The organism is Cysteiniphilum sp. QT6929 (assembly GCF_030035755.1).
Classification (GTDB): Bacteria; Pseudomonadota; Gammaproteobacteria; order Francisellales; family Francisellaceae; genus Caedibacter; species Caedibacter litoralis.
In genome coordinates, this window is sequence record NZ_CP103983.1 from 2,375,266 (window position 1) to 2,398,762 (window position 23,497).

Here is a 23,497-nt window from a genome sequence, read left to right on the forward strand (position 1 = left end):
TTGAATCGCTAGTTTTCTTTACGTTTTTTTTATCTTTTATGCTAGTATAGCCGCCATCTTTGCTGTGATTAAGGGGAAAGAACGATGATTGTTGAAAATGAAAATGTGACGGATCAAGAAGTCTTGTCACGCCTGCGCTGGGCAGCAAGAAGAGGGATGCTTGAATTAGACCTTATTCTTTCGCCATATATAGAGTTCGCTTATCTAGCAGCACCACAAGCTGAAAAAGAGGCATTTCATGCATTGCTTAAATGCGAAGATCAGGATCTTTTTAATTGGTTTATTAAATCAAAACCAGCAGATGATGCTCATCAAATGATGGTTGATAAAATGTTGTTAGTCAAAAAACAAATAGCTCAACAGCAAGCAAACAATACAAGTTTGCCTTCTCAGGAATTAACGATGATTTTAGATAGAAATAACAAGTTTGATCAATCTGTCTTGATGCAAGAAATATCAAAGCACTGGTTGTGTGATGAACAAATGATTGTAGAGAAGCTTGCCAAGCAAGCGGCACTCACAGATAAAGAGCGTTTATCTGTGCAGGATATTGCCAGTGGTTTGGTCGCGAATGTACGTGAAACACGCTTAAGTAAAAGCGGATTAGATGCTTTTATGACTAAGTATGACCTTTCAAGTGATGAAGGGATTGTGCTGATGTGTTTGGCAGAAGCCTTATTGCGTATTCCAGATAAGCATACGGCAGATAAACTCATTAAAGATAAATTAACGAGTGCTAATTGGCATGAACATGTTGGTGATAGTGAGTATCTATTTGTGAATGCGGCTACTTGGTGTTTGATGTTAACTGGTAAGATATTAAAGCCAGGTCAATATCAAAATAAGTTCAAGGGCGTACTAAAAGGCTTCTTAGATAAGCGCTCACGTCCGGTTGTGCGTCGTGCGGTAATGCACGCGATGAAAGTTCTTGGTCAGCAATATGTCATGGGTGAGACCATTGATAAGGCCTTAAAGCGCGCTCAAGAAAAAGAAGCGATGGGCTTTACCTATTCATATGATATGTTGGGTGAGGCGGCAACGACCAAAGCTGATGCTGAATATTACTATAATGAATATCGCCAAGCGATTGATGCCATTGGATTTGCAGCGACCAAAAACAGTGTGCGCACGAATCCTGGGATTTCAGTTAAATTATCGGCCTTGCACCCACGTTATGAAGTAGCACAAACAGATCGTGTGCATGCTGAGATGTATCCTAAGTTATTAAAATTAGTTGAGTTAGCGCAGCGTTATAACATTGGCTTAAACATTGATGCTGAGGAAACTGAGCGCTTAGAGTTGTCTCTTGAATTGGTGAGTCGTTTAGCACATGAGACGTCTTTACAAGGCTTTGAAGGAATTGGTATTGTCGTTCAGGCGTATCAAAAACGTGCCAGCTTCGTACTTGATTACCTAATTGATTTGGCAGAGCGCACAGGGCATCGATTTATGATTCGTTTAGTCAAAGGGGCTTATTGGGATTCGGAAATTAAACATGCGCAAGTTGAAGGGCTAGAGGGTTATCCGGTATTTACCCAAAAATGTTATACCGATGTATCGTATCAGGCATGTATTAAAAAACTCTTTGCCAATAGCAAACATATTTATCCGCAGTTTGCGACGCATAATGCCTATACAACGGCATTGGTTATGCAATTAGCAGGAGATTATCGTGATTATGAATTCCAGTGTTTACACGGCATGGGCGATGCGCTATATGATCACGTTGTAGGCAAGGAGAATTTTAATATTCCATGTCGTATTTACGCGCCAGTAGGGACGTATAAGCATCTATTACCTTACTTGGTTAGACGACTATTAGAAAATGGTGCCAACTCATCGTTTGTCCATCGTATTGTTGATGAGCAAACACCGATTGAAAGTTTGGTTGAAGATCCTGTTGAAAAAGCCGAGCGTCTGGGCTTTAAAGCGCATCCGCAAATTGCGTTACCTGTGAATATGTTTGGAGAAGAAAGAATGAATTCAAAAAGTTATAACTTAAATGACACGCGCACATTAGAAAAACTAGCACTACAAATGAGTCAATTTGATCGTGATGATTATGTTGCTAAACCGTTAATAAAAGGCGTGGATACCTCAAAACTTACCGCGGAAAATATTTTTAACCCAGCAAATAATCAAGTATTTGGCAAAGTCTATCATGCGGATAAAGCAATGGCCGAAAAAGCCATGGAAGTTGCGCATAATGCATTTGACGCTTGGAGTCTGGTTGAGGCTGAAAAACGTGCTGACGCCTTGGATAAGTGTGCCGATTTATTAGAAGAAAATATGCCAAAATTTATGGCAATTGCTGTGCGTGAAGCCGGTAAAACCTTGGCAAATGCGGTTAATGAGATTCGTGAAGCGGTTGATTTTTGTCGTTATTATGCCGCACAAGCGCGTGCTGAGTTTGCAGCACCTAAAACCTTAGCGGGTCCTACAGGGGAGCTTAATCAAATTAGTCTACATGGTCGTGGTGCTGTAGTATGTATCAGTCCGTGGAACTTTCCTTTAGCTATTTTCTTGGGCGAAGTAACAGCCGCATTAGCCGCTGGAAATACAGTCGTTGCCAAACCTGCTGAGCAAACACCTATTATTGCCTATGAAGCGATTAAATTACTGCACCAAGCGGGTATTCCTGAAGAGGTATTACAATTTGTGCCAGGCACAGGTGAAGAAGTCGGTAGTACCTTAACACAAGATCCACGTGTTGCTGGTGTGATCTTTACAGGATCTACTGAAGTAGCCAAAATTATTCAGCAAACGCTATCAGCCAAAGAGGGTGCGATTGTACCATTTATTGCAGAAACAGGTGGTCAAAACGTGATGGTTGTTGACTCATCATCCTTACCTGAGCAGGTAGTGCGTGATGTGATATCCTCGGCTTTCGATAGCGCAGGACAACGTTGCTCTGCTTTGCGAGTTTTATATCTACAAGAAGATATAGCAGATAATGTCATCACCATGCTAAAGGGTGCTATGGATGAATTAAAGGTACATGATCCAGCGTTTATTGAAACCGATGTTGGTCCTGTGATCGATCAGGAAGCGCAAGCTAATCTTAAAGCACATATCAACAACATGCGCCAATCAGCAAAGCTTGTGCATGAGATGAGTGAAGATAAGGCACTTGAAAAAGGCAACTATATTTACCCTGTCGTGTTTGAAATCGATAGTATCCATGCGCTTAAGCGTGAAGTATTTGGTCCAGTTCTGCACATTGTGCGCTTTAAAGCGACTGAGCTTGATAAAGTTGCTAAAGATATTAACTCAACTGGTTATGGTTTAACGTTTGGTGTGCATAGTCGCATTCAGGAAACCGTTAATTTCTTCAAAAAACATATTCGTGTTGGCAATATTTATGTCAATCGCAATATTGTTGGTGCGGTTGTTGGCGTGCAACCTTTTGGCGGTCAAGGTTTATCCGGTACAGGACCTAAAGCTGGGGGTCCTTTCTACTTACATCGTTTGGCTGTTGAGCGCACGATTAGCATTGATACCACCGCATCAGGTGGTAATGCCTCATTGATGAGCTTAGAACAATAAGGATACGCTTTAAAATGACTGATTTAGAGCAACAACTGCGTGAGGATCTCGCGGCAAGTCACCATGTAGTCTACCACTATGGCTGGGATGATTTATTAGCAACGCATCTAAGTGTGCGCATACCACAATCAAATGCGGTGTTAATTACGCCACATAATGTCCCCTTTGAAGAAGTGAGCGCGGAAAACCTCGTTAAAGTTGATCTAAATGGACGAGTTTTATCACAAAACAGCTATACGGTAATGCCGCAAGCATTTAATATTCATGCTGAGATTTACAAAGCAAGTAGCAGTATTCATAGTGCGATGCATACCCATAGCACTTATGGTGTTGCGGTATCATCGCTGAAATCAGGTTTGCTATTTTGTAATCAGCAGGCGTTACGCTTTTATAATGATGTTGCCTATCATGATTACAATGGTCTTGCATTAGCAAATGAAGGGCATGAAATCGTTCAAAGTTTGCAGGATAAAAAAGTCATGATTTTACGTAATCATGGCTTATTAACAACCGGCAAAACGATCTATGAGGCGTTTTACTTGCTCTATTACCTAGAGAAAGTGTGTGAATTGCAAATTAAATTGCAAAGTGTAAACGACTCACTGATTGAATTAGATGAATCCGTGTGTCTAAAAACCAAGGCGCAGTTTGAGCGTATTTTAACGCCGGAAAAGGAATTTGCTGTGCTTAAACGCCGAGTGCAGTATTTAAGCCAAAATAAATAATAGGAAATCCGTTAATTAATTTTTAGAAGTTTGTTAGACTCAGCGCGGGATAAGATAAAAGGTAATTAATCGGATGACAAAAAAGATAACGAAGGCGAGCACCAAGAAAACGGTTGCTATTACGACTTTGGGTGCAGCCTTAGAGTGGTTTGAGTTTAGTTTATATGGTTATTTGGCGACTTACTTAAGTATTTTATTTTTTCCCGATGAAAATAGAACTGTCGGCTTGATTACTGTTTTTGGTATCTTTGCGGCGAGTTACTTTATGCGTCCATTAGGCGGTTTTATCCTAGGTTCTATTGGTGATCGACTTGGGCGACGCTATGCGATCACGCTGAGCATTGGTCTTATGTGTATTCCGATGTTTATTATGACGATTATGCCAACGTATAATAGTTTTGGTATTTGGGCGGTAGTTATTTTAATTTTAGCGCGTATGATTCAGGGTTTTTCGGTTGGTGGTGAGTATACAGGAGTGTTGATTATGCTAGCTGAAAGTGCGCCAAAGCAATATCGTGGGTTTGCAACAGCTTTAGCGGCAATGTCATCACAAGTTGGTACGATCCTAAGCGCGGTGGTGGTTGGTGTGTTAGCCACAGTTTTTAGCAAAGCACAAATGCTTGAATACGGTTGGCGTGTGGCATTTTTTATTGGATTTGTTTTTGCATTAACTTCAATGTTCCTGCAGCACTCAGTGCGTGAGTCACCATTTTTTGAAGAAGTTAAGAAATCTAAAAAAGCCTTAAAAAACCCATTAATGACGGCGCTCAAGGGTCCAAAAATGCCGCTTGTATGGGTATTTGTGTTAACCGGTTATATCGGTATTGCTTATTATATGATGGCGACTTTTTTGCCGAATAACTTTATCGCAACGCGCCATTTAGATGTCAGTATTGTGATGTGGATTACTGTCGTTATATCTGTTGTCTATGCTGTATTCTCGCCATTGTTTGGCTGGTTTGCCGATTTATGGGGGCGCAAAGTAATGCTAAACGTCCCAATTTTCTTATTGCTCATTCTCGCTTATCCGATGTTTATTTGGCTTAATTATGGTGGCATTGTTCAGATCTTAATTGCTGAGTCGATTTTTGCGTTATTAGTGGCAGCGATGACAGCATCTTTTCAAGTGGCAATTAGTGAGCTTTTCCCAACGGAATGCCGCTATAGCGGGATGTCGGCAGCCTATAATGTAGGAAATGCCTTATTTGCAGGTACCACACCGATGATCTCATTAATGTTGGTAGATGCTTCAGGTTCACATTATGCACCTTGCTATTACTTAATTATTACGTCAATCATTACTTTGTCAGTGATTTATAAAATGCCAGAAACACGTACTAGTAGGTATTTTGAGTTAGGTGAGAATTCATCAAAATAAGTTGCACCAGCTAGCACCTCTCCCCTTGTGGGATTGCTCGTGCAGCTCAAGCTGCACGGGTGAGGGGTAAAACGCAACTTATTCTTGATTCATTACATCAGGTGTTTTTTTTGATTTTCGGATCAAATCCAAGAATGGCAGCAAAACGGTGAGTGATCATATTTGAGCTTGACTCGGATATCTATACTTACTAATGAAACTATTATTTATACTTGTTACTCATCCCAAGGGTTGAGTAGTGTTATGCCCATGTCTTTAAAATCAATGATATTACGCGTTACCAGAGTCATTCCATGAGTAATTGCACTTGCTGCAATCATGGCATCGCGATCTGATTTTGGGTTAGGAATATGCAGTTGGGCACAACGTTTGGCAGCAAAGAGATCAAAAGCGATAATTCGATTGGCAAAAGCAGCCATAACGTGGTTATCCATCCAGTTGCGTAATATATTACCTTGTTTAAAATCTCTTCGATGCACGGATAAAATACCCATCTCCAGCTCAAGTATGGTGATGACTGAAATAAAAAGCTCAACAGGACTAATGGATGAAGCCCAGTTCACCACATTGGGGTCTGCTTTGTTTGAGCTTGCTTTTCTTAATTCTGAAATAACATTGGTATCCAGTAAATACATCTAGAAAATGTCCTTTTTAAATAAATCTTGCCCAAGCTTAGTTGGTTCAAACTCGATGTCTTGATCATTTTGCATTGATAACATATCAACAATATTGGTTTGCGGTATATTGACCTTCTGCAATTTATGATATGCATCAACACTCAGCAAAACATGTGAAATCGTTCCGCGCTCAGTGATGAAAACGATACTGTCTTTAGATGCTTTCTTTGCTTTATTTGGATTTTGATTAAACTCTCTACTTGTAAAGGTGTTAATGTTCATTGTCGTAAACTCCAATACCTTCAGGTGTCACTAAGTATAGTTTTGTAACTACATAACTACAAGTGTGTTTTGGATAATTCTTAAATCGATAACTCAATCAATCACCCAAAGGGGTGTGAAATTCAATGGCAGACATGCTGCAAAATGGTTTGTGAGCGGTATATATTAACACATGGGCTTAGAATCACGTATAATCGCTTTAGTTTTGACGGAATAGTGAATGAATTAACATGCTTGAACAAACAGATGTATTAATTGTCGGCGCAGGTACCGCAGGACTGACAGCTGCTCTTAATTTAGCGGATGAGTGTAACGTGGCGATATTGTGTAAATCAGCCTTGGGTGAAGGTTCTAGCCTTTACGCACAAGGTGGGATTGCCGCAGTGATGGACAAAGGTGACTCATTAGAGGCGCATATTGAAGATACGCTTATTGCTGGTGATGGTTTATGTGATAAAAAAGCGGTGCGTTTTACCGTTGAGAATGCTAAATCTTGCGTTGAATGGTTGATTGATCAAGGTGTGCACTTTACGCTAGATAGTGAGCATGAAAATTATTACCACTTGACGATGGAGGGAGGACACTCTTATCGACGTATTTTGCATGCTGCCGATGCCACTGGTAAAGAAGTACAAACGACATTAACAGCTTTAGTTAAAAATCATCCGAATATAAAGGTCTATGAATATTACAACGTGGTTGACTTGATTTTACAGCAACAGCGTTGTGTTGGCGCTTATGCGTTGAACCTTAAGTCAAACAAGATTGAAACTTTTGGTGCGTGTGCTGTTGTCTTGGCATCAGGAGGTGCATCACGTGTTTATCAATACTCTACAAACCCCGTGGTTTCAAGTGGCGATGGTATTGCCATTGCTTATCGTGCTGGGTGTCGTGTGGCAAATTTGGAGTTTAATCAATTTCATCCGACTTGCCTTTATCATCCAAAAGCTGGATCATTTTTATTAAGTGAAGCATTGCGTGGTGAAGGTGCATATTTGCGTCTACCTAATGGTAAGCGCTTTATGCCTGAGATTGATGAACGTGCTGAGCTTGCACCACGTGATGTGGTTGCACGTGCTATTGACCTGCAGATGAAAAAATATGGCTTAGAATGTGTTTATTTGGATATTACACATAAGCCAGAGGCGTTTATTAAAGAACACTTTCCGATGATTTATGAGAGTCTGTTGAAATATGGGCTTGATTTAACTAAAGACCAGATTCCCGTCGTGCCAGCGGCGCATTACACTTGTGGTGGTGTGGTGGTTGATGATAAGGCACGCACCGATGTTGTCGGACTGTATGCTGCAGGAGAGGTGACTTATACAGGGCTTCATGGCGCTAATCGCATGGCAAGTAATTCGTTATTAGAGTGTCTTGTATATGCTTTTGCTGCTGCTAAGGATATTAAACAAAATCTCTCAAAATTAATGCCAATGTCAGATATTCCACGCTGGGATGACGCTTTAGTCACTGACTCAGATGAAGAGGTTTTTATTCGCCATAATTGGCGTGAGATTAGACGTTGCATGTGGGACTTTATGGGAATTGTTAGAAGCAATAAACGCTTAGAGCGCGCAATGCATCGCATTAAGCTGTTGCGCCAAGAGGTTTTTGATTATTATTCTGATTTTACGGTAACTGCTGATTTGTTGGAGCTTAGAAATTTGGTGTTAGTTGCTGAATTGATGGTTGAGTCAGCAATGCGCAGGAAGGAAAGTCGAGGGCTTCATTTTACCTTGGATTATAAGCAAAAAGATCCACGGTTTTTAAAACCTACTATTTTGCATCCAGCTAAAAATTAATAAAACGGACGGTGCACTATGTGTAAGTACAATAATGTGATTTTTGATTTTGATTCAACGCTGATTCGCTTTGAATCACTAGAGGTGATCATGGCTAAGTTGCTTCAAGGGGATCAGTCTAAAATACAGCAAATTGAAATCTTAACGAATGCCGGCATGAATGGTGAGATAAGTTTTCGTGATAGTCTGGAAGCGCGTTTACAAGTAGCAAAGCCAGCAAAGGCGACAGTAAATGAGTTTGTTGCTCAGCATTGCCCTAGCGCATTAACTATAGGTATCAAGAAATTAATTGAGCAACTGCATGAGCAACATATCAAAGTATGGATTATTAGTGGTGGTTTTAGTGAGCTTATTTTACCTTTTGCTGAGTATCTGGGCATTCCAGCTTCACGCGTTTTTGCGGTGAATTTAGATTGGGATGAGCATGGATACTTTGAACGCCTTAATAATGACAATGGCTTTTGTGACTCAAAAGTTACTGGTGCTACAAAAATCCAAGATCAATTGACTGGCAAAACCGTAATTGTTGGCGATGGTTTTACCGACTATGAGCTTTATAATGCTGGGATTGCGAATGAGTTTATTGCCTATATTGAACACGTTCGGCGAGATAAAGTTTTATCTGTTGCTAGGCTTCGTGCGAAAAATGTTAATGAGCTAGAAAAGCTTATTTTCTGACTAAATAGATAAAAACTGAACTTTCCCAAGTTTTGTTAAGCGGCAAGCCCAATAATCATTTGAATCCATGAATTTCTATGATTTTTTAGCTCAGATTCACCATTTTGACAAACCCTGAGTTTATTCTGACGCTTTATCAACAACTTTCGTGCCGCAGAAAAGGTGTATTGCGGCTTAGTGCCATTATGTGTTAGCTCATTGACTGCATCACTTGGAAGATGCATGACAGCGATCCAAATAATCGTAATGGCAAGCATGCACATATTCAAGTGGTTTATCACCGAATGCTCCAATCTTACTTGGGCTTTTTGGCTGCCGATGTCATGTTTGAGCTCTTTGAAACCAGACTCGATCTTCCACCGTGCGCTATAGTACTCCAATATCTGCGTTACGCTTAAGCTTAAGTCTGTTGTTGCTAAAGCAACGAAGTGATTTTTGTAATAGGCAAAGACAACTTTTATCGGGCATTTAAAAGCTTTAGACATGAAGTTTTTCTCGTAGACAAGCATGTCACGCTTTTTACCATAAACAAAGCTTGTGACTTTTTGGGCTTTAGCTTTATATTCATTTGCCAAATCCCTAACAGAACCTGCTTTGGCACCATATTTTGCAGGACGCCCACATGTTTTACCTTCGATAACCTCAGGAAAACCGTATAAAACACTGTTTTTGCGTAACATGGTGAGGATATGGACTCGATTACCTAGTTGATCTTTTAACGGGTTGTACAATTTACCATTACCAAACCATGAATCAGTCACAATAAGAATGGGGGATTTTGTCCAGGTGCTAAGCTTAAGAATCATTTGGCAGGCCAGTGTAATTTTACTGTTAAAACACTCAGCCGCTGCTTTGTTGCTAGAGTGATAAAATCGCGTCAACAATGGCAAAAATGCCCAACGGGTATGAATGAACTTTAAGAGCCCCAGTTGAACAAAGCACTGTGACCAAGGGTATTTACTTTGATTGTGCTTGGCTGCATGATCAAAGAAATGCTCACAACCAAATATTTCCTTACCGCTTTTAGGCGTGGTAGAGTCATCTAAGGCTATGATAAGGCGTCCATCAGTCAATGGTAATGGAATCAGTTTGAATATAGCTTTCCAAATCACATCCCAGTTAAAGCATTTACTTGCCATAAAGCGATAAAAGCGTGTTCTGCTAAGTGAGTAACCTATTATCTGAACGAGTTTACGATAAATTTGACTACTGATACCAGAACCGATAGGTATAATCATTGCTAAAATCACTGCACTAAAAAGCCGTCCTTTTTGAGTGCTTCTTTTAAAAAGTGCTTGCAAGTGATTAAGTAAAGGTTGTAAGGTATCCATCGATGAGTTGCTCCTGTTTTTTAGCAACCCTAAGATATAGGGATAAACTTTGGTCTGCAGCTCATCCATAGCAAATTCTTACAAAATTCGGGAAAGTTCAGGATAAAAACTGTAATTAGCAAGAATGATCAAAAAATTAGAAATAAACTGACTTATCATAAACCTCAGTAAGTAAGCGAGGTTAAGTTTGAAAATGAATGATAAATTACAGAAAGTGATTACTTATATTGCCAAGCATCTTGATGAGAAACTTAGCTTGGATCAATTAAGTGATATTGCATGCATTTCCAAGTACCATTTTCACCGTTTATTTACTGCTCATGTCGGTTTGTCTGTACAGCAGTACATTCGCTGGTTGCGCTTAAAAAGGGCAGCTCATCAGTTGATTGTTGAATCGGATAAGTCAATTATTAATATTGCAATTGATGCAGGTTTTGAATCCCATGAATCATTTACCAGAGCCTTTAAGCAGACTTCAGGTATTAGTCCAAAGGCATTTCGCATGCAAAAAGACTGGTCTTTATGGGAAAAAGCACCTTATCAGTTATCTCAAGAAGGAATAAAGGAAATGAATGTTGAGATTAAAGAAATGAAGGCAAGACGTTTAGCAGTGGTGGAGCATAGAGGTGATCCAAAGTTTATGGGCGCTAGCGTCAATCAATTAGTCACTTGGGCAAAAGCGCAAACGATGGATTTAAAACCTAAGCCTGGAGAGGCTTTTGGCTTTGCTTATGATGATCCAAAGACAACGCCTGTCACTGAGTTTCGATTTGATTTGGGTATTACCGTGCCTGAGAGTTTAAAAATGAGTCAGGATGTTATAGAGAAATATTTACCAGCGGGGCGCTATGCGACAGCTTTGCATAAAGGCTCACGTGATAATATTGACCAGCTAATATATGCACTTTATAGAGATTGGTTGCCAAACTCAGGTGAGGAGCTTGCTGATTTGCCGTGTATATTTTGCTATTACAATTTTGACCATGAAGTGGCTGATACAGAACTTTTAACGGAGTGTTGGCTATTGCTTAAATAGTTTTTATACTAGAGACAAGATTTTATAAGTAAAGGGCGATGAAATGGATAGAATTGATCATGTTGCTATTGTGGTCAAAGATTTAGAGGAAACACTTACATGGTATTTGTCGCACTTTAATGCCCAACTCATCTATCAGGATGATACGTGGGCAATGATTGAATTTCAAAATATAAAGCTTGCGTTTGTTGTGCCGCATCAGCATCCGCCGCATATTGCGTTTAATTCTGAAAAAGCAGAGAGTTTTGGCAAGTTGAAACAACATCGCGATGGCACTCTATCATGTTATGCAAAAGATCCATCAGGCAATATTGTTGAATTTATTAAGCCATGAATATTGCTATTTGCTACAAAAAACAATAGAATTTGCGAGCTTTTTAAAAAGCGCTTTAAATTATGATAACAAAAAGTCAAGCGGCATTATGTCAGCTTGAGCATTCGGAGAATACTATGTTCGCAATTATTAAAAGTGGCGGTAAGCAGTACAAAGCCAAAGAAGGTGGCGTACTTAAGCTAGAAAAAATTGAAAAAGGCGTTGGTGAAACGATTGAGTTCACTGATGTGTTGATGTTGCAAAATGGCGATGAGATCAAAGTTGGCAGTCCTGTTGTTGATGGTGCCAAAGTGGTTGCTGAAATCGTTGAGCAAGGTCGTCATAAGAAAGTTCAGATTATTAAGTTTCGTCGTCGTAAGCACAGCATGAAACGTCAAGGTCATCGTCAGTATTTTACGGCGGTAAAAATCACAGCAATTCAAGGTTAATTTAAGGGGTATAAAACATGGCTCATAAGAAAGCAGGCGGTAGTACTCGTAACGGTCGCGATTCCAATCCTAAGTACCTAGGTGTTAAGCGCTATGGTGGTGAAACTGTTAAAGCAGGTTCAATTATCGTACGTCAACGTGGTACAAAATTCCATGCTGGTGTTAACGTTGGGTGTGGTCGTGATCACACATTGTTTGCAACAACTGACGGTGTTGTTAAATTCCACACAGGTGGTCCTTTAAATCGTCAATTTGTTTCAATCGAAGCAGTTGCTAACGTTTAATTATCGATTAGCATAAGCAAACAAATAAAAAAGGCGCCGGATTGGCGCCTTTTTTATTTGTTTTATATAAGGTGGTCGTATGCAATACGCCCCTACAAAGTTGCTTGTGATAAATGTAAGCGGTAGAGGCATATGCAATACACCCTTGCAAAGTTACCTGTGATAAATGTAAGCGTAGGGGCGTATTGCATACGCCCTTGAGACGTTTAACTCATTAAATTGTATTGTTTATAGAGGATGTGACACTTGTGAAAACAGAACTTTTTGATTATGAATTACCTGAGCATCTTATTGCGCGCTATCCAGCAAAAGAGCGTGATCAAAGTCGTTTATTGGTGCTTGATAGGCAAAAACAGGCATTAACTAATCATATTTTTAGTGAGATTATTGATTATATACAAGCAGGTGATTTGGTTGTTTTTAATAATTCACGGGTGATGGCAGCGCGTCTTTTTGGACAAAAAGAAACCGGTGCTAAACTTGAATTTTTGATTGAAAAAGTAGTAAATGATAAGTTTTTTATTAGTCATATTCGCGCTAATAAAGCACCTAAACTAAACTCAGTGGTTGAGATCGCGGATGCTAAAGCGCGTGTGATCGAGAAAAATGACGGGTTATATCATATTGAATTAATTGATGGCAATGTTTGGCAGTTAATGGCTGAGCATGGTCATATGCCGCTGCCCCCTTATATGAAACGCCAAGATGAAACCTTTGATATAGAACGCTATCAGACGGTTTATAGTGAGCTTCTTGGCTCTGTTGCAGCACCAACTGCGGGGCTTCATTTTACTAAGGAAATATTACAAAAAATAAAAGATAAAGGTGCTGATATTGCTTATGTCACATTGCATGTCGGCTCTGGTACCTTTAAGCCGGTGCAAACAGATGATATCCATGAACATGTGATGCATAGTGAATTGATTGATGTGCCACAAAACGTATGTGATCAGATCAATAAAACCAAATCGCAAGGCGGGCGTGTGATTGCTGTGGGTACAACCTCAGTGCGCTCACTGGAAACAGCGGCAGCTAATGGCAGTGGTGAGATAAAGGCATTTTATGGTGAGAGTGATATTTTTCTATATCCAGGGAAAACATTCCATGTTGTTGATGCGATGGTTACCAATTTTCATTTGCCAAAATCAACATTAATTATGCTCGTGAGTGCCTTTTCTTCGATTGATATGATAAAAAAAGCATATCGCCATGCAATAGATGACAATTATCGCTTTTATAGTTATGGTGATGCTATGTTTATTCATTAAATGTATATAACGATGAAGAAAATAGCTCTTATTTCATTATTATTTGCAGGTTCTTGTGTGGCTTTGCCAGTGTTTTCAGCAGCGCAAACAGCAGCTGCTCCAGTGCAGGCATCTACGTCAGACTCACAAACTCAACAGCAAGCAACGATTGTCAGTGACACATCGCAAACAGGTAGTCGAATGAAGGTTATCTCTCCGGGAAATCAATCGATGTCTTTGGAGGATCAGCTAAGAGGTGTGCAGGCACCGCAAGCCATTATGCCGGAGAATCCTGTTGCAGTTTCACAAACAGCACAAATTAGTTATCCAGTGACAGTTGGTAATGAAGGACAAATTAATCAACTACAAACAGAGCTTAGCAATATGTTTGTTAAAGCGGACAAAAATGCAGATGATCTCACGAAATATCAGCAATATAGTTTATATCTAGCCTATAAACAGGCACAGCAAAATCAGTTGCTACTTGAGCAAAATAATAAAATTATTTTAGCTTTAGAGAAAATTTCGTTACAGAATCAGTTGCTGCTCGCACACCAAACTTCAAAATAATTATTTCAACTCCCAACACCTAACACCTAACACCTAACACCTAACACCTGACTCGTGCGCCGTCTTTTTATATTTAAAATGTAGGCTATGACCATATTCCTGCCCACTTTGTTTGTGTAAGCGTTGGCTGAGCGTAAGTCGAAGCCTCTATGAAGTGTACCTACTTCGACTGATGCTCAGTGCATCGCTTCGACTTACGCTCAGGGCACGGTGAGCACTTGTGGGTGAATATTTAGTCTTAACCAGAAAGCCAAAATGTAAATATTGCATTTTAAAAATTAAAAATTATAATAATCATTAATTATAAAATATATACTTAGGTTAAATCCAATGAAAAATAGTTATTTAGGGGTTGGTTTCACACTGTTAAGTGCATTCATTTATGCATTTCAAGCCGCCTTGATTAAGAAGTTTAATATCGGGTTAAGCGTGCCTGTAATTGTATTTAGTCAGAGTTTAGTTGCGTTGATTCTGATATTGCCAATTATCTTGTATAAAAAGCATCAATGGCAGGTCAATTTATTGAAAACACAAGTGCCGTGGCAGCATTTAGCAAGGACGGTGTTTAGTTTAGGAATAAGCTATTTTCTATTTATCGCAATTATGCATGTGCCATTAGTCGATGGTGTGTTATTGGCAAATACTGCACCATTTTTTGTGCCCTTTATCTTATTTATTTTTATGCGACAAAAGTTTCAGCATGCGTTATGGTTGCCGTTAATTATTGGTTTTGTTGGTGTTATGATGATTCTAAAGCCTGACGCTGAAATCATGAATCCTTACGCCATTGTCGCTTTGGGTGCGGGCTTATCCATGGCTTTATCAATTATTATGGTGCGTAAAATTTCAAGCTATGATAATGGTTTGACGACTATTTTTTATTACTTTTTATTTTCAAGCATTATTGCTGGAGTTGTAAGTATTCCTTTCTGGCAAGAAATATCGTTTTATGCACTTTTAATACTCGTTGTAATTGGTGTGTTATTTTTCTTTGTGCAATATCTTTTGGTGTTGGCATTAGGCTATATTCCAGCACAAAGTTTCTCTGTGCTGTATTACGCCAATGTTATTTTTGCAGCACTCATTGGCGTCTTTTTTTTCGCAGATCGTTATGACTGGCTGACACTTGCGGGAATAGTGCTGACAATTATGAGTGCCATTGTTATAATCCAGCTTCAGGCACAACGTCAAAAGGTAATAAGCTAAGCATGTCAGATGCGACAACACAACTGTTAGAATTTGCGATTTGCGATACAGGATTGTTAATTCGTAAGATTTATAATTTTCATGCAAAAGAATTAGGTTTAAATGTTTTAGATCGACGTGTACTGGTGCATGCAAGGTTTCGTCCAAAGCTTACTCAAATTGAGTTAGCAGGACATCTAGAAATCGAGGCACAAAATCTTATTCGCGTGCTTGATCGCTTGAGTGATCAAGGTCTTGTTGAGCGCATTGCACATGAGAGTGATCGTCGTGCAAAATGCGTTATTGTTACTAAGCGTGGACTTGCTGTTTTGGAAGAGCTGGATAAAGCAGTAAAACAGCATTATGCGCAGATCTTAGTTGGCGTGGATCTAGATGAAAAAAATGCGCTTATCGCGACATTGGATAAGCTGAAAATTAATCTAGCAAATACGCTAGAGGATATGCAAAGTCAAGATGCACAAACTCAGGCATAGCTTTTTGTTATGTGCTTGATTATTTTATTTTATTGGATTGATCAAGTGTTCTATGTGACAATTCATCTTGTGTCGAGAGAATTGTTCATATAGGAGCACAAAATGCCAAATCAATATAGCAATAACTTTGAGTTAAATATTCTTAAAAAATATGGCAAGCCCGCTGAGAAAGTTTTAAATGATTTACATGACCAAGGCGTTTCTTACAGTGAAGCTTCTGAACTGATGGGTTATCAAGTCTGGACGGTTAAGCGCTGGTGCCGTCGCTATGGAATTAGTCTTGCGCAGAAAGAGCTAAATACTGAGATCAATAATCGTGAGTTTATGAATAAATTCCATGAGCAAGAGTTAAATAAATATAATATTTTAAGTCGCAAGTGGGTTATATACCGCCCGCAAACCATTTTACAGAATTTCTATCATTGAATTTTTCGCCCTTCTGAATGATTGGATTTTGCTAATAGTCCTAGCTATTACCTGTAATCCAATCATTCAGAAGCATCAAAAACTTCTTTGACATTAAACACCGCAAAATGATTAACGAGCGGTATATTGCATTAAGCCTATTCGTTAAATCCAGAAATTTGTTTAGCCGTTGGACTTTTGGCAACGTCATTACGTTCTTTAAATGTGCCAAAACATAAATCACCTAAATAGTTAGTAATACCCCAACAGTAGTTTTCATTATGAAAGTGGTGGCGCATGTGCGCGCGTTTCAATTTGTGTCCAACCTGCGTTTTGGGTTGATAGGCAGGGGTGTGATGCGCCAAATGCATCCATTCATAGAAAAGATAATATAAAATGCCAAATGTAAATGGCACAAGTGCTACACTAAAGCTCCAAGTAATAAGTGCAAACAAAAGGTAAGTCTGAATAAGATGCAAGATAATGGCTGACCATGGTGCAAATAATAGCTCAACATCTTGTGGATATTTATGATGACCATGATGTAGCCTTATTTGGAAATTGCGGAAAACCCCGTGTTTTTCAGTAAGCTTGGCATGCAATAAATATTTATGGGCATACCATTCATAAAAAGGTGCAATGATAATCGGTAAAAATAACCACCACCAGTGACTGCCAAATACACCTATAAAAATACTAAGTGCTAAAAAGGCGAAAAAAAGCACCCAAAGAACCTGTACGGTGCGATGCGTAAAATAAACCTTAAATACTTCCTGCATAAGTTTGTTTTTTTGATCAGTTCAAAGATGGTGTGATTGTAGCAGCTGGTGAATTTCACTGCTATTAAAACAATCGATGAATATAAATTTAGGCTAAAATTAAATATTCACTCACAAGTGTTCATCGTGCCCTGAGCGTAAGTCGAAGGGGAAATTTGGAAAAATCACACTTCATAGAGGCTTCGACTTATGCTCAGCCAGCGCTTATACAATCAAGGTGGGCTGTAATATGATCATTATTGCCTAAATTTATTGAATGCTTTAATGAAAAAACTCTGCTAATAAGCTAGGCTAAATAGATTAAGAGAAAATAAGGAAAGCCTATGTTAAGTTTTGCCATCGCGCTAATCGTCATTATGAATCCTATTGGTAACTTAGCCATTTATATTGGATTGATTACGGGGAGAGATGAAGAGGATTGCAATAAAACCGCTAAAATTTGTGCCATTGCTATTTTTGTCCTTTTGATGATTTCATTATGGATTGGTTGGCCGGTTTTAAATTTCTTCGGGATCAGTATTGGCGCATTTAAATTAGCGGGTGGTCTGATTGTTTTACGCATTGCTTTATCGATGATTCAAGGTGGCAATCACACACATAAAAAGGGTGAGAAGAAAATAGCTGATGAAAAACAACCATCTATTGCTGTGGTACCAATGGCAATTCCCGTCATTGCAGGACCAGGCGCTATGGCGGTTATTATTACCCATGCACATGATTTTACTTTGTGGCAATTTTTGATGGCGAGCATCATATGTGCCGTGGTTTCAGTCTTGTTTTGGTTATTATTAAAATTCACACCTAAGCTTGCACGCTTTCTTAGTGAAGAAGCGTTATCAGTAATATCGCGTGTTATGGGACTTATCCTAGCGGCGATCGCCATTCAGATGATGGCAGGTGGAGTTACGGCACTTTTTCCCATATTGAAGTAAATACATTTGATCAAAAAGCCTAATATACCCATAAAGATATTTGATTGTATTTAAGACATTAAGTGTAAATATAATGATTTTGCAATTAAAGCAAATTTTATAGACACTTAGGAGAGAAAATGCAAATAAGAACATCTATTTCAATTTTAATAGGTTTAGGTGTAACCAGTCAGGCATTTGCAGGTTGGGGAACAGGTTGGAATGTTGAGATGACAAATCTAACCCCAAGAGATATGCAGGTATACCCTTATAACTGTAAGGCAAATAGCAAAGCAAAGAATGATACTATCACCATTAAGCTTAAGAATGGGGATACAAGAATATGTTCTTGGAAAGAGAAAGATACATCAAGTTGTACCGTACCATTGGGTGGGGAAATTAGTGGTTATTGTGCGGCAAGTGTTTTTCATCAAGCATCTTTGCAAGTAAGGTCAAAAAATTTAAGTTTTCCTCTATGGGCTACAATTGCCGAGTTTAGAGTACCTAAAATAGGGACAACAGCATTATGGTTTCACTCACGTGGTAATAATCCTGACACATACCGACCTGATAATGCTTATGTTTCATGGTGGGATTATATGAAGAATAATACTAAGGAAGGTCGAGATGAAGGAATATGGGAAATTAAGCATTATGCAGACAAGGAACAACACAACTTATCTGGATATCGCTATTCTGCTTCAGAAGGTATATATGATGGAGTTGAAGCATATGCCTCTTATATCCCCGGATTTCCAACTTTCTCTCTACCTTTTGCTGTCGCATGGACAGAAAATAAGGAAGGAGGAAGCAAAAACAACTTCTTTATGGCTGAGTTTGGAGCATATGATTTAGATAGACTAAAAAATAAAGCTTATAACAAGTAAAACTAAATCGTTTTAAACATTAAACCTAAAATGAACAACATCACCATCGTGGACAATATATTCTTTGCCTTCTAGGCGCGCTTTACCAGCGTCTTTAGCACCTTTCTCACCACTGTATTGAATATAATCATTAAAGCCAATTACTTCAGCACGAATAAATCCACGCTCAAAATCAGTGTGGATTTTGCCAGCTGCTTGCGGGGCAGTGGCACCGACAGGAATGGTCCATGCACGCACTTCTTTTACCCCTGCGGTAAAGTAGGTTTGTAATTGTAATAATTTATATCCTGCTCGAATCACGCGATTAAGACCTGGTTCATCTAAACCAAGGTCACTTAAAAACTCCATTTTTTCATCATCGTCAAGCTCAGCAATTTCAGATTCAATGGCAGCACATACAGCAACGACATCTGCGTTATCAGTTTTAGCAAATTCAATGACTTTATCTAATAACGGATTGTTATCAAAACCAGACTCATCGACATTAGCGATATAAAGCGTGGGCTTATGTGTTAACAATGGCGTTTGTTTGATCCAGGTATTTTGCTCATCACTAAACTCGAAGCTGCGCGCTGGCTTTTCAGACTCTAAATGCTCTTTGAGACTTTGGTAAAACTCAAGCTGTAATTTGGCTTCTTTGTTGGCACTTTTAGCAAGTTTTTGCACACGTTGAATGATTTTGTCAACGCTTTCGATATCGGCAAGCAAAAGCTCGGTATTAATCGTTTGAATATCATCAATAGGATTGACTTGTCCGGCAACGTGGATGACATCATCATTGTTAAAGCAACGCACAACATGAGCAATGGCATCGGTTTCACGAATATTGGCTAAGAACTTATTACCTAAACCTTCGCCCTTGGAGGCGCCGGCAACAAGCCCTGCAATATCAACAAACTCCATCGTTGCAGGTAAAACGCGCTGTGGATTGACAATATTAGCCAATTGATCCAAACGTGGGTCAGGTACTGAAACCATGCCGACATTTGGCTCAATCGTACAAAATGGATAGTTCTCTGCTTGAATGCCCGCTTTTGTTAATGCATTAAATAGTGTTGATTTGCCGACATTAGGCAGTCCAACGATGCCGCATTTAAAACCCATATAAAACCCTTATTTATTGTTATTTTATGTTTATTTTTGGTGAAGCTCATTCATCACACTTTGATAATTGCCCTGTATTATATCGCCTAGATGAGAAATCGCACGTGTAATGCTGTGATCAATCGCAATTTTATCCTCAAGAGATGGCTTGCCTAGTACATAGCCCACGACTTTATTGCGATCACCTGGGTGATCAATGCCAATGCGTAAACGATGATAATCGCGTGTGCCAATAGATGCATCGATATCTCTTAAACCATTATGCCCACCGTGTCCTCCACCTTTTTTAAGACGGATTTGCCCACAAGGCAGGTCAAGCTCATCATGTGCTACTAATATCTCATCGGGCATGATTTTATAAAATTGAGCTAATTTAGATACCGCTAAACCACTTTTATTCATAAAGGTATGGGGATATAAAAGCCAAAGCTTATGGGCGCCAATTTGCGTTTGTGCTGTAGCGCCATGAAATTTACTATCACTTGTAAGTGTTAAGTTTAACTTATCGGCAACTGCCTCTAAAAACCATTGACCAGCGTTGTGACGCGTGCCTTCATATTGGCTGCCAATATTGCCAAGACCAACGATGAGTTTAATCTGTGTCATGTTTATAATGCCTTTAACTGACGTCATCATTTAAGATGAGTCATAAATATCTAAATTTTAATGCCGCTGATTATACTCGTTATGGATATTGCCCTCAAACCATTTTACAGACTCTCTGTCGCTGACTTTATTGGCTAAAAGAATAGTCTATGCCAGATAACACTGATTTCATCTGCTTGGTGCTGGCAGCTACTAAGTGGCACAATACTTGGTTGTTTATCAAGATAGCGTTTAAATCCTAAATCGCGAAAATAACAGTAATGCTCAATTAAGGTATTAGCGGTTTCAATATCGATTAAACGCGCACTTTCCATGGTTTGGATAATGCGGATACTATCGCTGTAGTAGCAGACAAAAGGTACTTTATGACTATAAAAAAGTGCAAAAAACTGAGCAATAAACTCAATGTCGACCATGCCGCCAATGCTTTGTTTAAGGTCAAATTCTTGCGCATTAACTTTGAGTAGATGCTCACGCATTCTATGACGCATATCAATAATATCTTTTTTAAGCTGTTCTAGATCACGTTTTTGATAAATCACATCAGATCTAAGTGCATTGAATTTATGTGTTAAATCGTCAGATGCGTAAATCATGCGTGCGCGCGTTAAAGCCTGATGTTCCCATGTCCATGCCGAGGTTTTTAAGTAGTGGCAGTAAGAATCAAAACTTGGCACAATAAAACCATTGTCACCTTCAGGGCGCAGTCGTAAATCAATCTCATATAAGGTGCCGTGATAGGTTTTAATTTGCATGAAATGGACAAATTTCTGCACCGCGCGCACAAATAAGCGTGGAGATAGCTCAGTACTCATACGATCATGAACAAAAACTAAATCTAAATCAGAGGCAACACTAAGCTCAAGCCCACCGAGTTTGCCATAAGCAATTACACCCAAAGACTGTTTATATAAGGTTTGTAAATTTTCAGTGATATCACTATATTGAAACACTTCTCGCCACGCGCCATCGAGCACTGCTTCAATGATTACTGTGGCTAGATGGCTAAAAAGATCACTAGATTCCATCAAGGAAATATGTCCGCGTGACTCGCTGACAATAATATTAAATACTTGTTCTAAGCGAAAGCGTCGTAAACTTTCTAAAAAGTCTTCGATATCTTGAATGTCGATTGCTTGTAAATAAATACGTAAGCTATTGCGCAAATAATCAATATCTAAGTAAACATCATCATGCGCCTTATAAATCAACGCGCGCTCTAATAAAAAAGGGTGTTCAGTGAGCATTTCAATAATTCGCTGTCCTTTGTTGAGAAGCTCTAAGAAATCTAAGTGACGTGCTTGATGCTCTAATAGCAGAAACAAGTAAGTTTGGCGTTTACTTAAGTTGTTAAGAAGTACTAATATATCTTTAATAAGATGAGGGTAGGTGTGTAAGCATAGCTGTAATAAGTGCTTAATGGCTGGCAGCACATCTTCAGATATTTGGCTTTGATATTTTAAGAAAAACTGATCTATTTCAATTTGTTTAGCGTTATCCTCATTAATCTTCACTGTTATATCAGTCGCTTTTTCAAGATTGGCGATAGGTATGGTGGTAGTGTTATTTGAGGTTAATGTATTAAAGCGTGTTAATTCATCAAATAATGAGCTTACATTTGCACGTGTTGATTCTATTTTGTGAGTTAATGTTTGCCAGGAGTCGTAACCAACTAAGCTGGCAACATTCTTTTGTGTAAACTCTGTATCAGGCAATTGATGTGTTTGTTGATCGTCAAACATTTGTAGCGCATTTTCAACATCGCGCAAAAATACATAGTGTGCGTATAATTCAGTTGTTTGAGCCGCGGGGAGAATATCGGCTTTTTGCAAAGCATCTAGCGCTGCTGCCAACTGATTGGTTTGCAAGGTGATATTTTGACCACCATAAACAAGCTGATAACACTGACAAATAAACTCAATCTCACGAATGCCACCTCGTCCTAGTTTGATGTTATTTTTTAGCGTGCTAGATTTCATCTCCGTGACTATCTTGTGCTTCATGTCACGAATGGCATTTAGCATGCGATAATCGTGATAGTGGCGATACACAAATTGATGAATATTATGCTTGAGATCATTCGTAAAATGAGTGTTGGGGTGTAAAATATCTGCTTTGATATAAGCATAGCGCTCCCAATCACGTGCATGATGAATAAGGTAATGTTTAAAACTTTCAAACTCAGTGACTAAGGGTGCGCCATCACCAAAGGGGCGTAAACGCATATCAATGCGATAAACAAAGCCATCAATCGTGACATCATTAAGTAGTGCAATCAAACGTTGTCCAAGTTCGGTATAAAAACGCATGGGGCTATATTCGCTGCCAGATTGTCTTAATAGTGGCAAGTTGTTTGTTTGAATAAATACAAGGTCAATATCAGAGGAGAAATTAAGCTCATTGCCGCCTAACTTCCCCATGGTGATAATAGCCAAAGGATCTGGCGTTTGGTGAAGTTTGCGCTCGAGGGTGATTTGCTGTCGTAAATATTGCTCAGTTTGACGCAGAATTTCTTTGGCAGTCAATGAAATAATTTTGGCAATTTGTGTAAATTGAATGTATTGATGTTGCTGCTGAAAAACAAGTTTAGCATGGATGCGTTGACGTAATAGGCGTAAAGCTTTGGGCAATGATTCATTTGTCTTATTTATCTCAGATGCTGAAAACAAGGCAGTAATGTCATGAGTAATATCTTCTAAAGTGTCGACTTCAAGCCAGTTGATGTTAATAAAATACTTAGGATTTTGGCTAAGAAAACGCGCAAAAAAAGTGCTGCTATTAAAGGTGATAAAGAGTTTGTTTAAAAGATCAGGTTGAAGATCATATAAATGAAACTGATCACAAAAATGTTGTTGGTTCATCAAA

At 39.0% G+C, this 23,497-nt stretch carries 23 protein-coding genes; 16 read left to right on the forward strand and 7 right to left on the reverse strand.

Translation table 11 applies throughout. The features are described from left to right. Positions 1 to 84: 84 nt before the first annotated feature. The 3 genes from putA to NYP54_RS10380 all read left to right on the forward strand — a co-directional run bounded on the left by putA (position 85) and on the right by NYP54_RS10380 (position 5,649). On the forward strand, positions 85 to 3,546 hold the full coding sequence (gene putA / locus NYP54_RS10370) for a bifunctional proline dehydrogenase/L-glutamate gamma-semialdehyde dehydrogenase PutA (protein WP_283156442.1): 3,462 nt from the start codon (positions 85 to 87) through the stop codon (positions 3,544 to 3,546). 2 nt (positions 3,547 to 3,548) lie between these two features. Next, positions 3,549 to 4,271 carry a class II aldolase/adducin family protein gene (locus tag NYP54_RS10375; RefSeq protein ID WP_283157532.1) on the forward strand — a complete coding sequence of 241 codons (723 nt, stop codon included), beginning with the start codon at positions 3,549 to 3,551 and terminating at the stop codon, positions 4,269 to 4,271. A gap of 73 nt (positions 4,272 to 4,344) precedes the next feature. Then, positions 4,345 to 5,649, forward strand: a complete 1,305-nt coding sequence (locus NYP54_RS10380) for an MFS transporter (RefSeq protein ID WP_283156443.1) — start codon at positions 4,345 to 4,347, stop codon at positions 5,647 to 5,649. A 215-nt stretch (positions 5,650 to 5,864) separates the two neighbouring features. Here NYP54_RS10380 and NYP54_RS10385 read toward each other — a convergent pair whose 3' ends face one another. Then, positions 5,865 to 6,284, reverse strand: a complete 420-nt coding sequence (locus tag NYP54_RS10385) for a type II toxin-antitoxin system VapC family toxin (RefSeq protein ID WP_151193184.1) — start codon at positions 6,282 to 6,284, stop codon at positions 5,865 to 5,867. Continuing rightward, positions 6,285 to 6,548, reverse strand: a complete 264-nt coding sequence (locus NYP54_RS10390) for a type II toxin-antitoxin system Phd/YefM family antitoxin (RefSeq protein WP_151193185.1) — start codon at positions 6,546 to 6,548, stop codon at positions 6,285 to 6,287. It lies immediately after the preceding gene. Between the two features lie 230 nt (positions 6,549 to 6,778). On the opposite strand from NYP54_RS10390, the gene nadB reads away from it, so the two are divergent. Together nadB and NYP54_RS10400 are read left to right on the forward strand one after the other, a co-directional pair. After that, on the forward strand, positions 6,779 to 8,353 hold the full coding sequence (gene nadB, locus NYP54_RS10395) for an L-aspartate oxidase (protein ID WP_283156444.1): 1,575 nt from the start codon (positions 6,779 to 6,781) through the stop codon (positions 8,351 to 8,353). A gap of 18 nt (positions 8,354 to 8,371) precedes the next feature. Beyond that, complete coding sequence (locus NYP54_RS10400; RefSeq protein ID WP_283156445.1) at positions 8,372 to 9,031, forward strand: HAD-IB family phosphatase; 660 nt, start codon at positions 8,372 to 8,374, stop codon at positions 9,029 to 9,031. Between the two features lie 35 nt (positions 9,032 to 9,066). Here the strand turns inward: NYP54_RS10400 and NYP54_RS10405 are convergent, their stop codons facing one another. After that, positions 9,067 to 10,431 (reverse strand): transposase, encoded by a 1,365-nt coding sequence (locus NYP54_RS10405; RefSeq protein WP_283156153.1) that lies wholly within the window; start codon positions 10,429 to 10,431, stop codon positions 9,067 to 9,069. Between the two features lie 124 nt (positions 10,432 to 10,555). Between NYP54_RS10405 and NYP54_RS10410 the strand changes: the two genes are divergently transcribed. From NYP54_RS10410 to NYP54_RS10450, 9 genes are all read left to right on the forward strand, one after another. Further along, positions 10,556 to 11,398: a GyrI-like domain-containing protein gene (locus NYP54_RS10410; protein ID WP_283156446.1), complete on the forward strand. Its 843-nt coding sequence runs from the start codon at positions 10,556 to 10,558 to the stop codon at positions 11,396 to 11,398. A 43-nt stretch (positions 11,399 to 11,441) separates the two neighbouring features. Further along, complete coding sequence (locus tag NYP54_RS10415) at positions 11,442 to 11,732, forward strand: VOC family protein (RefSeq protein WP_283156447.1); 291 nt, start codon at positions 11,442 to 11,444, stop codon at positions 11,730 to 11,732. Positions 11,733 to 11,848: 116 nt separating this feature from the next. Beyond that, the gene (gene rplU / locus NYP54_RS10420) at positions 11,849 to 12,160 is read left to right on the forward strand and encodes a 50S ribosomal protein L21 (protein WP_151193440.1); all 312 of its coding nucleotides are present in this window, start codon (positions 11,849 to 11,851) and stop codon (positions 12,158 to 12,160) included. A 17-nt stretch (positions 12,161 to 12,177) separates the two neighbouring features. Beyond that, positions 12,178 to 12,444 (forward strand): 50S ribosomal protein L27, encoded by a 267-nt coding sequence (gene rpmA, locus NYP54_RS10425; RefSeq protein WP_283156448.1) that lies wholly within the window; start codon positions 12,178 to 12,180, stop codon positions 12,442 to 12,444. A 248-nt stretch (positions 12,445 to 12,692) separates the two neighbouring features. Beyond that, entirely contained in the window at positions 12,693 to 13,712 is a 1,020-nt protein-coding gene (gene queA, locus NYP54_RS10430; protein ID WP_283156449.1) for a tRNA preQ1(34) S-adenosylmethionine ribosyltransferase-isomerase QueA, read from the forward strand. Between the two features lie 12 nt (positions 13,713 to 13,724). Beyond that, complete coding sequence (locus NYP54_RS10435; RefSeq protein ID WP_283156450.1) at positions 13,725 to 14,261, forward strand: hypothetical protein; 537 nt, start codon at positions 13,725 to 13,727, stop codon at positions 14,259 to 14,261. A gap of 330 nt (positions 14,262 to 14,591) precedes the next feature. Continuing rightward, entirely contained in the window at positions 14,592 to 15,467 is an 876-nt protein-coding gene (locus tag NYP54_RS10440) for a DMT family transporter (protein ID WP_283156451.1), read from the forward strand. Positions 15,468 to 15,469: 2 nt separating this feature from the next. Next, the gene (locus NYP54_RS10445; RefSeq protein ID WP_117003217.1) at positions 15,470 to 15,940 is read left to right on the forward strand and encodes a MarR family transcriptional regulator; all 471 of its coding nucleotides are present in this window, start codon (positions 15,470 to 15,472) and stop codon (positions 15,938 to 15,940) included. 102 nt (positions 15,941 to 16,042) lie between these two features. Further along, positions 16,043 to 16,366 (forward strand): helix-turn-helix domain containing protein, encoded by a 324-nt coding sequence (locus tag NYP54_RS10450; RefSeq protein WP_151193396.1) that lies wholly within the window; start codon positions 16,043 to 16,045, stop codon positions 16,364 to 16,366. Positions 16,367 to 16,503: 137 nt separating this feature from the next. Here NYP54_RS10450 and NYP54_RS10455 read toward each other — a convergent pair whose 3' ends face one another. Further along, entirely contained in the window at positions 16,504 to 17,124 is a 621-nt protein-coding gene (locus NYP54_RS10455) for a sterol desaturase family protein (protein ID WP_283156452.1), read from the reverse strand. Between the two features lie 323 nt (positions 17,125 to 17,447). Between NYP54_RS10455 and NYP54_RS10460 the strand changes: the two genes are divergently transcribed. Beyond that, the gene (locus tag NYP54_RS10460) at positions 17,448 to 18,056 is read left to right on the forward strand and encodes a MarC family protein (RefSeq protein WP_283156453.1); all 609 of its coding nucleotides are present in this window, start codon (positions 17,448 to 17,450) and stop codon (positions 18,054 to 18,056) included. A 119-nt stretch (positions 18,057 to 18,175) separates the two neighbouring features. Then, a complete protein-coding gene (locus NYP54_RS10465; RefSeq protein WP_283156454.1) occupies positions 18,176 to 18,922 on the forward strand; it encodes a hypothetical protein in 747 nt (248 codons plus the stop codon). A gap of 12 nt (positions 18,923 to 18,934) precedes the next feature. Here NYP54_RS10465 and ychF read toward each other — a convergent pair whose 3' ends face one another. From ychF to glnE, 3 genes are all read right to left on the reverse strand, one after another. Then, positions 18,935 to 20,026 (reverse strand): redox-regulated ATPase YchF, encoded by a 1,092-nt coding sequence (gene ychF / locus NYP54_RS10470; protein WP_283156455.1) that lies wholly within the window; start codon positions 20,024 to 20,026, stop codon positions 18,935 to 18,937. Positions 20,027 to 20,056: 30 nt separating this feature from the next. Then, positions 20,057 to 20,662, reverse strand: coding sequence for an aminoacyl-tRNA hydrolase (gene pth / locus NYP54_RS10475; RefSeq protein WP_283156456.1), 606 nt, complete (start codon positions 20,660 to 20,662; stop codon positions 20,057 to 20,059). Between the two features lie 104 nt (positions 20,663 to 20,766). Further along, positions 20,767 to 23,493, reverse strand: coding sequence for a bifunctional [glutamate--ammonia ligase]-adenylyl-L-tyrosine phosphorylase/[glutamate--ammonia-ligase] adenylyltransferase (gene glnE, locus NYP54_RS10480; RefSeq protein WP_283156457.1), 2,727 nt, complete (start codon positions 23,491 to 23,493; stop codon positions 20,767 to 20,769). Positions 23,494 to 23,497 lie beyond the last annotated feature (4 nt).

What these genes read in the sequence shown, in the direction of transcription:
- NYP54_RS10445 (WP_117003217.1), top strand. Translation starts at nt 15,470, where the DNA reads ATGTCAGATGCGACAACACAACTGTTAGAATTTGCGATTTGCGATACA.
- NYP54_RS10410 (WP_283156446.1), top strand. Translation starts at nt 10,556, where the DNA reads ATGAATGATAAATTACAGAAAGTGATTACTTATATTGCCAAGCATCTT.
- pth (WP_283156456.1), bottom strand. Translation starts at nt 20,662, where the DNA reads ATGATGACGTCAGTTAAAGGCATTATAAACATGACACAGATTAAACTC.
- NYP54_RS10390 (WP_151193185.1), bottom strand. Translation starts at nt 6,548, where the DNA reads ATGAACATTAACACCTTTACAAGTAGAGAGTTTAATCAAAATCCAAAT.
- NYP54_RS10465 (WP_283156454.1), top strand. Translation starts at nt 18,176, where the DNA reads ATGCAAATAAGAACATCTATTTCAATTTTAATAGGTTTAGGTGTAACC.
- glnE (WP_283156457.1), bottom strand. Translation starts at nt 23,493, where the DNA reads ATGAACCAACAACATTTTTGTGATCAGTTTCATTTATATGATCTTCAA.
- NYP54_RS10460 (WP_283156453.1), top strand. Translation starts at nt 17,448, where the DNA reads ATGTTAAGTTTTGCCATCGCGCTAATCGTCATTATGAATCCTATTGGT.
- NYP54_RS10400 (WP_283156445.1), top strand. Translation starts at nt 8,372, where the DNA reads ATGTGTAAGTACAATAATGTGATTTTTGATTTTGATTCAACGCTGATT.
- NYP54_RS10380 (WP_283156443.1), top strand. Translation starts at nt 4,345, where the DNA reads ATGACAAAAAAGATAACGAAGGCGAGCACCAAGAAAACGGTTGCTATT.
- NYP54_RS10385 (WP_151193184.1), bottom strand. Translation starts at nt 6,284, where the DNA reads ATGTATTTACTGGATACCAATGTTATTTCAGAATTAAGAAAAGCAAGC.
- rpmA (WP_283156448.1), top strand. Translation starts at nt 12,178, where the DNA reads ATGGCTCATAAGAAAGCAGGCGGTAGTACTCGTAACGGTCGCGATTCC.
- rplU (WP_151193440.1), top strand. Translation starts at nt 11,849, where the DNA reads ATGTTCGCAATTATTAAAAGTGGCGGTAAGCAGTACAAAGCCAAAGAA.
- NYP54_RS10415 (WP_283156447.1), top strand. Translation starts at nt 11,442, where the DNA reads ATGGATAGAATTGATCATGTTGCTATTGTGGTCAAAGATTTAGAGGAA.
- nadB (WP_283156444.1), top strand. Translation starts at nt 6,779, where the DNA reads ATGCTTGAACAAACAGATGTATTAATTGTCGGCGCAGGTACCGCAGGA.
- ychF (WP_283156455.1), bottom strand. Translation starts at nt 20,026, where the DNA reads ATGGGTTTTAAATGCGGCATCGTTGGACTGCCTAATGTCGGCAAATCA.
- NYP54_RS10455 (WP_283156452.1), bottom strand. Translation starts at nt 17,124, where the DNA reads ATGCAGGAAGTATTTAAGGTTTATTTTACGCATCGCACCGTACAGGTT.
- putA (WP_283156442.1), top strand. Translation starts at nt 85, where the DNA reads ATGATTGTTGAAAATGAAAATGTGACGGATCAAGAAGTCTTGTCACGC.
- NYP54_RS10435 (WP_283156450.1), top strand. Translation starts at nt 13,725, where the DNA reads ATGAAGAAAATAGCTCTTATTTCATTATTATTTGCAGGTTCTTGTGTG.
- NYP54_RS10450 (WP_151193396.1), top strand. Translation starts at nt 16,043, where the DNA reads ATGCCAAATCAATATAGCAATAACTTTGAGTTAAATATTCTTAAAAAA.
- NYP54_RS10405 (WP_283156153.1), bottom strand. Translation starts at nt 10,431, where the DNA reads ATGGATGAGCTGCAGACCAAAGTTTATCCCTATATCTTAGGGTTGCTA.
- NYP54_RS10440 (WP_283156451.1), top strand. Translation starts at nt 14,592, where the DNA reads ATGAAAAATAGTTATTTAGGGGTTGGTTTCACACTGTTAAGTGCATTC.